We start from the raw sequence: 11,820 nt of genomic DNA, 5'->3' as shown, positions 1-11,820 counted from the left end.
CATGGCCATGGTCAACCGACGCCTGAACCTGAACCGGATCGCCGTCCACGCGGCGCTGATCTTCTACACCCTGATCGCCACCTTCCCGATCGGCCTGGTCCTGATCAATTCGATGAAGTCGCGGAGCGCCATCTTCGGCGATCCGCTGGCCTTGCCGACGCCGTCGAGCTTCGACCTCGTCGGCTACGCGCAAGTCCTCGAGAAGGCCGACTTCGTCCTCTATTTCGGCAACAGCCTGATCGTGACCGTGGTCTCACTGCTGCTGGTGCTGCTGACCGGGGCGATGGCGGCCTGGGCACTCGGCGAATACCGCTTCAAGGGCAACACCATCGTGGCACTCTACATGGCGGTCGGCATCATGGTGCCGATCCGCTTGGGCACGGTCTCGATCCTGAAGATGATCGTCGGCATGGGGCTGATCAACAGCCTGACCGCGCTGATCCTGGTCTATACCGCGATGGGCCTGCCGCTGGCGATCCTGATCCTCGGCGAGTTCATGGCACAGATCCCACGCGACCTGCGCGAGGCGGCGCGCTGCGACGGGGTCAGCGAATACCGCATCTTCACCGACGTGATCCTGCCGCTGATCCGCCCCGCCGTGGCGACCGTCGCGGTCTTCACCATGGTGCCGATCTGGAACGATCTGTGGTTCCCGCTCATTCTAGCCTCAGGCGACGGGAAGCAGACCATCACCCTCGGCGCCCAGCAGTTCATCGGGCAATACGTGACCAATTGGAACGCGGTGCTGGCCGCCCTCAGTCTCGCGATTGCTCCGATTCTGGTGCTCTACATCGCCTTCTCGCGGCATCTGGTCCGCGGCCTGACCATGGGAGCGGTCAAATGAGGATGAGCAATGGCTGACGTTTCGCTGCGCAACATCAAGAAGTCCTACGGCAAGGTCGAGGTGCTGCACGGCATCAGCCTGGACGTGAAGGACGGCGAGTTCGTGGTCTTCGTCGGCCCCTCGGGTTGCGGCAAGAGCACGGCCTTGCGCATCATCGCCGGGCTGGAGGAGATCACCGCCGGCGAGCTCCATATCGGCGGCAAGCTGGTCAACCAGGTGCCGCCCGCCGAGCGCGGCATCGCCATGGTGTTCCAGTCCTACGCGCTCTATCCGCATATGTCGGTCTACAAGAACATGGCCTTCGGCTTGAAGTTCGCCAAGACCGACAAGGCCGAGGCCGACAAGCGCGTGCGCAAGGCGGCCGAGATCCTGCAATTGACGCCCTATCTCGAGCGCAAGCCCCGCGACCTCTCCGGCGGCCAGCGCCAGCGGGTCGCGATCGGCCGCGCCATAGTGCGTGAGCCCGCGGTGTTCCTGTTTGACGAGCCCTTGTCCAATCTAGACGCCGCGCTGCGCATCAACACCCGGATCGAGATCGCCAAGCTGCACCGGCACTTGAACGCCACCACGATCTACGTGACCCATGACCAGGTCGAGGCGATGACGCTGGCCACCAAGATCGTGGTGATGAACCAGGGCCGGGTCGAGCAGGTGGGCGCACCCTTAGAGCTCTACCACCACCCGCAGAACCAGTTTGTCGCCGGCTTCATCGGCTCGCCGAAGATGAACTTCGTGAAGGGCAAGGTGACCGCGATCGACGGCATGGGGATGAGCGTCGATTTCGGCGAAGCGAAGCCGATGGCGATTCCCTTCGCCGGCGGCGGCGCGAAGCCCGGAGACTCAGTAACGCTGGGGATCCGCCCCGAGCATCTGGGGGAAGGCACGCGTCACGCCATGGTCCTCACCGGTACGGTCGACGCCGTGGAGCACCTGGGCGAGGCGAGTTACGTCCATGTAAGACGCGACGATGGAACCATGCTCACCGCGCGCTCGCCGGGCGACAGCCGGGCCGAGATCGGCAGCCGGATCCCGGTCTCGACCGACGTCGATCACCTCCATCTCTTCGACGCGGAGGGCAAGGCGTTTCCCCGACACAGCAAGGCGGATGCGGCGTAGCATTCTTCAGCCCCCCAGACTGCGCGCGATCGCGTCGAACGCGGTCAGCAGCAATCCATCCATCGTATCGTCGAGCGGCAGCGGCTGCGACGAGAGCTTGACGATCACCACTTCGGAAGCGGGATCGATATAGATCCACTGGCCGTGGATGCCGATGGCGCAGAAGGCGCCGCGCTCGTTGCCGGTCGAGTACCACTTGCCGCGGTAGCGACCCCGGGGCAGCAGCTTCGCCATGCTGCTGCCGGCCCAGGCGACCGGATCGCCCTTGGTGCGGATATCGTCGATCCACCATTCCGGCACGACCTGGCGGTCGCCGGCCCGGCCGCGGTTCCGGACCATGTCGCCGAACCGGCCGAGATCGCGCAACGCGGCGCAGATGCCGCCGGCGGTCCGCGGCGCGCCCATGCGGTCGACCGTGACATAGGCGTCGAACTCGGTGCCGAGCTTCTTCCAGATCGTGTCCGCGAGCAGCGTGGCGTAGGGCCGGCCTGTCGCCCGCTCCAGGATCCAGCCGAGCAGATCCGAGTTGGGCGAGACATAATGGAACACCTGGCCATGAGGCCCCGGCCCGCGCCGCAGCGTGCGCAGGAAGCTCCTGAGATCGTCCGCCCTGGTCCCCTGCGGGATCGGATTCCAGCCGGTCGCCACCCGGTAGCGCATGAAGTCGCCCTGGGCGTCGAGATAATCCTCGATGAAATTGATGCTGACCGTCATGTCGAGCACATGTCGGACGGTGCAGTCGCCGCCATAGGCGGAGCCCTCAACCTCCGGAATGTAGCGAGTCACCAGCGCGTCCGGATCGAGCCGGCCGTCGCCGATCACCACGCCGGCCAGGATCGCCGAGATCGACTTCGAGACCGAGAAGACGATGTGCTGGATCTCCGGCCGCATGCCGGCGTCGTACCATTCCATCAGCGCGCGGCCGCGCTGCATCACCAGGAATCCGTCAGTCCAGGTCAGCGGCAGCAGGCCGCCGATGGTCCATTCGCGGCCGTCCGGTCCCTGGAAGGCGAGGCGCTCCAAGAGCGAGGAGACCAGCATGATCCGCTCGACCGGCTTCTCGGTTCGATGGATCGTCGAGGTCGGGATCAGCTCCCGCACATGGTGGAAGCCCCAGCGGTTGAACGGCGGCAGGCGCCAGTTGTGGATGGTGACCTGCCCCTCGTTGGGCGGGGGGAAGCCCTCCATGATCTGGGGCTCGCTCAACTGCGTCTCCTCGGGGACGATCTTCTTGAAATCGAGCATAGCAGCCTGACCTGGTGCGCCAAAGAGGGCCGCAGCGCAGCCCACTGGTGATCGAACGGCCGAGCGGGGATTCTGTTCCACTTATAGTAAATTGAAATGCATGGCATTTTCGGAAAATCACCGGCTTCGCTATAGTGAGGCCAGGAACAAGGATTCTGCGCGGGAGCGATCATGCAGCCGGAGATCGTCGCCTTCTTCGACGAGGACACATTCACCGTCAGCTACCTGGTCGTCCACCCGGAGACCCGCCGCGCCGCGGTGATCGACAGCGTGCTCGACTTCGACCATGCCTCCGGTCGCACCCGTCATGCCTCCGCCGACAAGATCATCGCCCATGTGCGGTCGCGGGGCCTCACGGTGGACTGGGTGCTGGAGACCCATGTCCATGCCGACCATGTCAGCGCTGGCGACTATTTGAAGCACCAGCTCGGCGGCCGCTCGGCGATCGGCGAGCATGTGCGGGTGGTGCAGGATGCTTTCGCCCGGATCTTCAACACCGGGGCCGAGTTCAAGACCGACGGACGACAGTTCGACCAGCTGTTCAAGGACGGCGACCGCTTCAAGATCGGCAATCTCGACGCCCGGGTGATCCACACCCCGGGCCATACCCCGGCCTGCATCACCTATGTGATCGGCGATGCCGCCTTCGTCGGCGATACGCTCTTCATGCCGGACTACGGCACGGCGCGCTGCGACTTCCCCGGCGGCGATGCGGCGGTCCTCTATCGTTCGATCCGCAAGCTGTTCGCCCTGCCGCCGGAGACCCGCGTCTTCCTCTGCCACGACTACAAGGCGCCGGGGCGGGATGAATACCGCTGGGAAACCACCATCGCCGAGCAGCGGGCCAGGAATGTGCATATCCACGAAGGGGTGACGGAGGCCGCGTTCGTCGCCATGCGCAGCAGCCGCGACAAGACCTTGAGCATGCCGAAGCTGATCCTGCCCTCGGTGCAGATCAACATGCGCGCCGGCATCCTGCCGGAGCCGGAGAGCAACGGCGTGCGGTATCTGAAGCTGCCGGTGGACGGGTTTTAAGCAGCGAGTCTGCGGCACCCCCTCCCCAACCCTCCCCCGAAGACGGGGGAGGGAGAAGCAAGCACGGTGCGCCCCTCCCCCGGCTTCGGGGGAGGCTGGGAGGGGGTGCGACTGAATGCTCTATCCGATCAGCGCGACGCCGCGCGGCCTTCGACCTTGCCGAGCACGGCGTCGATGCGGTCGCGGGCCTTGGTGCAGTCCTCCGTCGAGCCGGAAAGGAACAGCCGTCCGGTCGCGCCGATCATCTGGACATCGACCAGGGTGACGCCGGGCGCCGCCTTCTCCGCCTCGTTGGCGGCGACGGTGGCGAACAAGGCCGGCTCCAGCTCATAGAGCAGCAGCGACTTCCCCGGCAGCAGCATCGAGGCTTCGCGGGTGCGGTTGAGGATGATCGCATGCTGGTCGGCGACATTCTCGATGATGTCGGCGAAATGGGTGCGGGGCTTCAGCTGGTCGGTCGCCTTGCGGCCGATGCCGTCCAGCACCACCTGCCCCACCCGCTTCAAGGCATCGAGGTCGGCGGAATGGAGCTCCAGCAGGCCGTATTGCCGTTCAACATAAAGCAGGCCCGGCTCCATGTCCGGCGCGCTCTTCAGGGCGAGGTCGCAGATCCGGTGGATCGCCAAGGCCGGCGCCACCTCGATGATCAGGCTGTGCTCGCCCTCCAGCGGCGGATAGCCCCGGGCCCGCGTCGGCGTGGACATATACGCCGCGAACTGCCGCGCAAGGGATTCGATGAGGAGGTAGACGCGAAGCTCGGTCATTTAGGCTCTCTGCCAACCACTAACTCCGTCATCCCGGCGCCCAGCACCGGGATGACGGCTGAGAGAGTCCTGTCACTTGCCCGAGGTCGTGAAATGCTTCGCCAGATCGGCATGCGGCCGCGGGATCACATGGACCGAGACCAGCGTGCCGACGGTGTTGGCGGCCTCGGCGCCGGCTTCGGTCGCGGCCTTCACCGCGCCGACATCGCCGTTGATGATGACCGCGACCAGGCCGTCGCCCACTTCCTCGCGGCCGACGATGGTCACGTTGGCCGCCTTCACCATCGCGTCCGCAGCGGCGAGTGCCGCGACGAAGCCCTTGGTCTCGATCATTCCGATTGCGTTTGACATGGTTTTCTCCGTTGCTTGATTTGAATTACTTCTTGGCCGACTTGGCGTCGGTCGGTTGATCCAGGGATCCGATGATCAGCGCGTCGATCGGGATCTTGCCGCCGCCGAGCCAGGAGGCCGCGGTCGAGCCGGTCACCACCATGACCTCCTCGCCCTCGCCGCAGCCCAGCACGTCAAAGGCCATGATCCGGCCGCCGCCCAAGGTCTCCACTTCCAGAAAGGCGCCCGAGGGAATGTGCTCGATGCGCTTGGTCGCCCAATAGCGGCCGACCACGTTTCCACGGATCATGGCTTCATCCTCTCGATGGTTATGCCGAGGCTGCTCGCCTTGTCGCGGGCGAGCGGCGTGACGCTGACACCGGCCCCGATCTGCAGCCGCCGGGTGCCCTTGGGCAGCTTCAGCAGCAGGGTCTCGGTGACGACACCCTTGTCGATGCGGGGGGAAGCGCTGGCTGGCGCGGAAGATGCCGGTGCCGCCGAAGAGCCGCCCTCCAGCGTAAAACGGTAGCTGCCGTTGGCGATGGCACTGCGGGTTGCGGGATCGTTGGCGAGACTGAGCACCTGCTTGGCGAAGGCGGCGAGATCGGCGTCATTGGCGATCCGCACCCGATGCTCCGCGGGCATGGCTTTCGCCGGCGCGGCCTCGCGCTTCACCGCGGCGATCTCGGCCGCGATGACGTCGCGGATCAGGGCTCTGAGTTCATTGCCGTCGAGCATCACTATCCTTCCAAGGCACGGATCGCGCGTTCCGCCGCCTGCGCGCCCATGCGTACATCCGATTCCTCGCCGGAGAGATAGACCCGGCCGGTCGCACCGATCATCCGGTAGTCCACCACCTTGATCTCCGCCGCCTTCTCCGCCTCGTTGGTGGCGAGGATCGCGTAGGAAGCCGGCTGCATCTCCAGCACAAACAGCGACTCGCCCGGCAGGATCATCGAGCCCGCCTTGTTGCGGTTGATCAGGAAGGCATGGACCGGATCGACCCGGGTCACCATCTTCGCCGCCAGCACCTTGGGCTTCATCGCATCGCCCTCGTCGGCCTCGAGCTCGTCCAGCACGGCGCGCGCCGCCGCCTTCACCGACGAGGTCGAGCGCGAATGGAACTCCAGGGTGCCGAACTGCCGCTCGACCACCAGCATGCCGCCGCCGACATCGGCGTGTTTCAGCGCCACGTCGGTCAGCGGCTCGATGTCCAGGCCCGGCGCCACTTCGATGATCTGCGCCGCCATGTTGGTGCGCGGCAGCCGCCCGCGCATGCCGCTCGCCATGTAGCAGAGCGTCTGCGGCTGCAGCTGGTCGATGAAGATGAAGGAGCGCAATTCCGCCACGGGCTATTTCCTCAGCGCATGGCGCAGTTCGTCGAGCACGATGCGGCGAATCTCTTCGCGCAGGATCGCGATCTCGTCGCCAGCGGCCGGGGCGGCTTCGGCACCTTCCTGCAGGCGGCCGAGGGTCATCGGCGCCTCGCGGCCGAGCACCGGATCGGGGAAACGCGCGTCGATGCCGCTGAAATCGCCGAAGGCTTCGGCCGGGTCGCTGTTGTAAGCGATCCGGGTCCAGTTCACGAGATGCTTCGGCTCGATATTCTCGCCCACTGAAGAGCGGCCGAAGAAGCCGGTGCCGATGGTGAAGGTCGGCGCCAGATGCGTGGCGAAGCCCGCGGCACCCTGGCTGCACGGCGCGTTGACCGCGACGCGCAAAGCTTTCACCGCGGCGCTGAATTTCAGGATGGTCGCCGGGTTCTTGCTGTGGATCGCCGCCGAATGCCCGGCGCCCGAAAGCCGGATCAGCGCCCGCGACATGGTGATGGCGCCTTCGGCATGGGGTGCGCGCACGAAGCCCAGCACCGGGCAGAGTTTCTCCTTGGAGAGCGGCTCGTCGATCCCGACCCGGTCGATCTCGGCGAGGATGATCCTGGCATTGGCGGGAACGCGAATCCCGGCCTTCTGGCCGATCTCCGCCGCCGACTTGCCCAGCACCTCGATGTTGAAGCTGCCCTTGCCGAAGAGGAGATCGCGCAGCACCGCGACCTCATCCGGCTTGGCGACATAGGCGCCGTGCTTGGCGAAGGCCGAAAGCAGGCGGTCGGCGATCGCCTCCTCCGCGACCACGACGCTTTCATTGGTGCAGAGGATGGAGTTGTCGAAGCTCTTCGATTCCACGATCCGCTTCGCCGCCGCGTCGAGATCGGCGCTGGCATCGACCAGGGCCGGCGCATTGCCGGGGCCGACGCCGATCGCGGGATTGCCGGAGGTGTAGGCGGCGCGCACCATCGGCGTCCCGCCGGTCGCCAGGATCACGTTGATCTTCGGCGAGGCCATGACGTATTCGATCAGCGGCAGCGTCGGCGCGTCGATCACCTGAATGACGCCCATCGGCGCGCCGGCCTTCTCCGCCGCCGCGGCCATCACCCGCGCGGCTTCGGCCGAGCAGGCCTGGGCCTTCGGGTGCGGCGAGATCACGATGGCGTTGCGGGTCATCAGCGCCAGCAGGATCTTGAAGAAGACGGTGCAGACCGGGTTGGTCGAAGGGGTCAGCGCGAAGATGACGCCGGCCGGACGGGGCAGCTCGACGATCTTCTTCTCGGCGATGATCCGCTTCGAGCAGAAGTCCTCGTTGCGATAGAGCTCATAGAGGCCGCGGGTGGTGATCTCGTTCTTTGTCTTCTTATGCGCGGCGACGCCGAAGCCGGTTTCCTTCACCGCGGCTTCGCCGAGCTTGCCGGCGACGGCATAGCCGGCTTCGGCAGCGGCATGCACGATCGCATCGACCCGCGCGCGGTCGAACAGGGCGAAGGAGGACGCGGCCCAGCCGGCCGCCTCCAGCATCATGTCGGCCTGGCCGGTCTGGCGCTTCTCGCCCGCGAGCAGTTCGGCGACGATCGAGTTCATTCCGCGGCGCTCCGGGTCCAGCGCTTGGACTTCGAGCCCATGCATTCGGCCCGCGCCAGGCCGATCGCGCGCTCGACCCGCTCCAGCAGCTCCTCGCAGAGCGCGGTCGGCATCAGCACGCCGGGCTTGAACTGCAGCACGCGCGGGTCGAGGGTGGAGAAGATCGCCCAGACGCCGTGCTCGTAGAGATGCTTCATGACCGGCTTGGCGCCCTCGGGATAGTCGAACTCCAACCCCATGACCACGCCGCATTGCCGGATGCCGACGAAGAAGTCGGAATAGAGATTCATGATCTCGGTGAGGCCGGAAAGCATGGTCTCCGAGATGTAGTTGACGATCGGCAGGGTCTGCGGCCGCTGCAGGATCTCCAAGGTCTTCAGCGCCACCAGGCAGCCGAGCTCCGCGCCGCCCATCGTTGACATATGCGCGAAACCGTCCTGCTTCAGCCAGACCGCGGCGCGCTCGGTCGCGACCACGCAGGCGATCGGATATATGCCGCCGGAGATGCCCTTGCCGGTCACCATGATGTCGGGCTCGATGCCGTAGCGCTGGTAGCCCCACATGGCGCCGGTGCGCATCATGCCGGTCTGCACCTCGTCGGCGATGTAGAGCGCTTCATACTTCTCGCAAAGCTGCTTCACGCCGGTGAGATAGCCCGGCACCGGCATCGGGAAGCCGTAGGTCGCCGGGATCGTCTCCATGATGACGGCGGCGAAATCCTTGCCCTTCAGCGCGTCTTCCATCGCGTTGAGGTCGTTGAACGGCACGTTGAAGAACTCGTCGGGGCGGTCGGAGAGGAAGGTCTTGGAGAAGCGGTCGGCGCCGGTGGCCACCGAAAGCCCGCTATGGCCGTGATAGGCGTTGACGATCGAGAGGATCTTGCGCTTCTGCGTGGCGTTGCGCGCGCATTTGATCGCGAGGTCGATCGCCTCGGCGCCGCCCGCCGTGTACATCGTGTATTGCATGCCGCCGCCGCAGACCTTGGCGAGCTCCTCGGCCAGCGCGGTGCGGCCTAAGGCCGGGAAATGGTGGTTGCCCATGTCGAAGCGGGTGGTGCCGCGGTGCAGGACCTCGATCAGCTCCGGATGGCGGTGGCCGATGTTGTAGGTGCCACCGTTGAGATGCACGTCGATCAGGCGACGGCCGTCCATGTCATAGAGCAGGTAGCCTTCGCGGCGGTCGATCACCAGATCGACATGCTGGTCCTGCCAGAACTGCGTCTTGTTCGGATTCCAGAACTCTTTCGACTTCGCGATGAACTCTTTCTTCGCAGGACTCTGTTCCATGGGCCTCACCCGAAGCGAGAGAGATAGTGTTCGGCCATATCGCAGGTGCCTTCGGCATAGGCGGGACCTTCCTGCTTGGCGAGATCGGTCTCGGCGTGGCTGCCCATCCAGGCGAAGAGGATCATGCGGCGGAGCATGACGAAGGTCGGCAGCTCCGCCTCGTCCTCTTGCGATAAGGGGCGCACGCGGCGATAGCCCTCGGCCCAGGCCGCGATCAGGCCCGGCACTTCCGGCTTGTGCTCGAAGAAGCTGACCGCGGTGCCGGCGTCGTAGAGGAACCAGCCGAGGCCGCAATCGTCGAAATCGATGACCCGGACCTCGCCCCGGTGGATCAGCAGATTGGCGAGACGGAAATCGGCGTGGATCAGGCCGTAGCGGTCCTGGCCCTGGCCGTAGGCGGCGAGACGCTTGCCCATCGCCGCGACCAGCTTCTGCAGCAGCGGCAGGCGCGCCGGGGTCATGTCCGGGCCTTCGGTCCAGGGTCCCCAGTTCGGCTTGCCGCCGATGCTGTGCTCGAAGTCCCAGACCGTGCGCTCGAAGAAGGGCGGGCGCTGCCAGCGCATCGCGTGGAGATGCGTGCGCGCGGTGACCTCGCCGAGCTGCTTGAAGGGCTCGGTGAGGTCGTGGTCCTGCTGCGGCTCCGCGCCTTCGATGAACTGGAACAGCACGCAGTTGCGCGGGGTCGAGAGCGAGGGATGCGCGACGGTCTGCACGTCCTGGCCGTCGCGCGCCGGAATGGCCTGCGGCGTCGGCACGCCGCCCTCGGCCTGCAGCGCCCGCATCCAGGCGAGCTCGCTGCGGATGCCGTCGACCGTGTGATAGCCGGGCCGGTGCACCCGCAGGATCAGCGGGCGAACATCACCAGCCGGAGTGACCAGGTAGGTGGTGTTTTCCGAGTGGTTGATCATCTTGAGCGCGGCGCCCTCGAGGCCCCAGCGCGGCAAGGCCGCTTCGGCCAGCAGGCCGATGCTGCGCATCAGGGACTCGTGACTCAACATCTCGCTCATCGCCTCTCCTCGACTCTGCTGGACCCTAGGACCGGGGACCGCGTCTTACTTGACCGGCGGGCGGTCGATCTTGACAGCCAGCGACGCCGGATCCCCCGCTTGCGGCGGTGCAGCAAGCGTGCAATCCTTCCCTTAAGACGCCGTTCTGCAGGGATCCCACCAGGGAAGGCGCGCCATGACCGGACTGACGGAAGTCCAGAGCAGCGACCATCAGCACGGGCCGATTGTCCTCGCCTGTGCCGCGACCGGAATCGTGCCGTTCATCGAGAGATCCGGCGGCGACATCGACCGGATCTTCGGCAATTCCGGCATCGCGCCGGACATGGCCGGCTCGCCGACCCTGAAGCTGAAATTGAGCGACTATTGCCGGCTGTTCGAGGAGGCCTCGCGGCGCACCCAGAACGACAATTTCGGCCTCTGGTTCGGCAACCAGTTCCAGCCGCGCGATCTCGGGCTCTGGGGCTATGCGACGGTGTCGTCGCCGACCTTGGGCTCGGCGCTGGAGAACCTGGTCGGGTTGTTCCGCTATCACCAGGAATCCTCGTCGATGCGGCTCATCCCGGGGCGCGACGGGCTCATTCGCCTGGAATACCGGGTCGAGGCGCCGGAGATCCTGGAGCGGCGGCAGGATGCCGAGCTTTCGCTCGGCATGTTCCTCAACGTGATCCGCGAATGCTGCGGCCCGCATTGGGCGCCCGAGGAAGTCTATTTCGAGCATCCGCGGCCGCAGCTCTGGCAGGAGCATGAGGCGGCCTTCGATGCGCCGGTCTATTTCAGCCAGCCGACCAACGCCCTCGCCTTCCGCCGCGACGTGCTGGAGAAGCCGATGCCGGCGCGCGATCTCAAATTGCTGGCGACCATGCAGGCCAGCCTGCAGGCGCTGGGCTTGCAGGGCGGCGAAGGCGGCCTCTTCGACCGGATCCGCACCGCAATCCGCATGCGGCTGCCGAACGGTGCGCCCACGCTCGACCAGATCGCGGCGGAGCTGCGGGTCTCCGCACCTTCCGTGCAGCGCAGCCTGGCCGAGCAGGGCCTCACCTATAAGGACGCGGTCGAGACCATGCGGCAGAACTTGGCCCGCATGTATCTGGAGCAGCGGCAGCTCCCCTTAACCGAGGTGGCGCTGCTGCTCGGCTATTCCGAGCTCTCCGCCTTCACCCGCGCGTTTACCCGCTGGACCGGGGTCTCGCCGCGCGCCTACCGGCAGGGCCTGGTCCGGCATTAACAGCGGTGCGCAACAATCTTGCGTCCCGCGCGCAATGTTTCCGCGATAAATCATAG

At 66.0% G+C, this 11,820-nt stretch carries 13 protein-coding genes; 4 read left to right on the top strand and 9 right to left on the bottom strand.

Annotated features, from left to right (window positions below; translation table 11 throughout):
* Nucleotide 1: 1 nt before the first annotated feature.
* Both ACH2CY_RS11740 and ACH2CY_RS11735 read left to right on the top strand, forming a co-directional pair.
* Nucleotides 2-844, top strand: a complete 843-nt coding sequence (locus ACH2CY_RS11740) for a carbohydrate ABC transporter permease (RefSeq protein WP_395019213.1) — start codon at nt 2-4, stop codon at nt 842-844.
* Nucleotides 845-853: 9 nt separating this feature from the next.
* Entirely contained in the window at nt 854-1,960 is a 1,107-nt protein-coding gene (locus tag ACH2CY_RS11735) for an ABC transporter ATP-binding protein (protein ID WP_395019211.1), read from the top strand.
* Between the two features lie 6 nt (nt 1,961-1,966).
* On the opposite strand, the gene ACH2CY_RS11730 is transcribed toward ACH2CY_RS11735, so the two are convergent.
* The gene (locus tag ACH2CY_RS11730; protein WP_395019209.1) at nt 1,967-3,166 is read right to left on the bottom strand and encodes a serine hydrolase domain-containing protein; all 1,200 of its coding nucleotides are present in this window, start codon (nt 3,164-3,166) and stop codon (nt 1,967-1,969) included.
* 210 nt (nt 3,167-3,376) lie between these two features.
* On the opposite strand from ACH2CY_RS11730, the gene ACH2CY_RS11725 reads away from it, so the two are divergent.
* The gene (locus ACH2CY_RS11725; RefSeq protein ID WP_395019207.1) at nt 3,377-4,240 is read left to right on the top strand and encodes an MBL fold metallo-hydrolase; all 864 of its coding nucleotides are present in this window, start codon (nt 3,377-3,379) and stop codon (nt 4,238-4,240) included.
* A 128-nt stretch (nt 4,241-4,368) separates the two neighbouring features.
* On the opposite strand, the gene ACH2CY_RS11720 is transcribed toward ACH2CY_RS11725, so the two are convergent.
* The 8 genes from ACH2CY_RS11720 to ACH2CY_RS11685 all read right to left on the bottom strand — a co-directional run bounded on the left by ACH2CY_RS11720 (nt 4,369) and on the right by ACH2CY_RS11685 (nt 10,539).
* Complete coding sequence (locus tag ACH2CY_RS11720; RefSeq protein ID WP_395019206.1) at nt 4,369-5,004, bottom strand: microcompartment protein; 636 nt, start codon at nt 5,002-5,004, stop codon at nt 4,369-4,371.
* Nucleotides 5,005-5,076: 72 nt separating this feature from the next.
* Nucleotides 5,077-5,355, bottom strand: coding sequence for a BMC domain-containing protein (locus ACH2CY_RS11715; RefSeq protein ID WP_395019205.1), 279 nt, complete (start codon nt 5,353-5,355; stop codon nt 5,077-5,079).
* A 25-nt stretch (nt 5,356-5,380) separates the two neighbouring features.
* Complete coding sequence (locus ACH2CY_RS11710) at nt 5,381-5,644, bottom strand: EutN/CcmL family microcompartment protein (RefSeq protein ID WP_395019202.1); 264 nt, start codon at nt 5,642-5,644, stop codon at nt 5,381-5,383.
* Nucleotides 5,641-6,072 (bottom strand): hypothetical protein, encoded by a 432-nt coding sequence (locus ACH2CY_RS11705; RefSeq protein ID WP_395019200.1) that lies wholly within the window; start codon nt 6,070-6,072, stop codon nt 5,641-5,643. The genes ACH2CY_RS11710 and ACH2CY_RS11705 overlap by 4 nt, the downstream gene beginning before the upstream one ends.
* A gap of 2 nt (nt 6,073-6,074) precedes the next feature.
* A complete protein-coding gene (locus tag ACH2CY_RS11700) occupies nt 6,075-6,683 on the bottom strand; it encodes a BMC domain-containing protein (protein ID WP_395019199.1) in 609 nt (202 codons plus the stop codon).
* Nucleotides 6,684-6,686: 3 nt separating this feature from the next.
* Nucleotides 6,687-8,246 (bottom strand): aldehyde dehydrogenase family protein, encoded by a 1,560-nt coding sequence (locus ACH2CY_RS11695; RefSeq protein ID WP_395019197.1) that lies wholly within the window; start codon nt 8,244-8,246, stop codon nt 6,687-6,689.
* Nucleotides 8,243-9,532 (bottom strand): aspartate aminotransferase family protein, encoded by a 1,290-nt coding sequence (locus tag ACH2CY_RS11690; protein WP_395019195.1) that lies wholly within the window; start codon nt 9,530-9,532, stop codon nt 8,243-8,245. The genes ACH2CY_RS11695 and ACH2CY_RS11690 overlap by 4 nt, the downstream gene beginning before the upstream one ends.
* A 5-nt stretch (nt 9,533-9,537) precedes the next feature.
* The gene (locus tag ACH2CY_RS11685) at nt 9,538-10,539 is read right to left on the bottom strand and encodes a phosphotransferase enzyme family protein (protein WP_395019193.1); all 1,002 of its coding nucleotides are present in this window, start codon (nt 10,537-10,539) and stop codon (nt 9,538-9,540) included.
* Nucleotides 10,540-10,714: 175 nt separating this feature from the next.
* Here ACH2CY_RS11685 and ACH2CY_RS11680 point away from each other — a divergent pair, with 175 nt between their 5' ends.
* The gene (locus ACH2CY_RS11680) at nt 10,715-11,764 is read left to right on the top strand and encodes an AraC family transcriptional regulator (protein ID WP_395019191.1); all 1,050 of its coding nucleotides are present in this window, start codon (nt 10,715-10,717) and stop codon (nt 11,762-11,764) included.
* Nucleotides 11,765-11,820 lie beyond the last annotated feature (56 nt).

It is taken from the genome of Dongia sp. (assembly GCF_041905885.1).
Classification (GTDB): Bacteria; Pseudomonadota; Alphaproteobacteria; order Dongiales; family Dongiaceae; genus Dongia.
The sequence above is the reverse complement of the archived record's forward strand: the minus strand, read 5'-3'. Positions and strand labels throughout refer to the sequence as shown.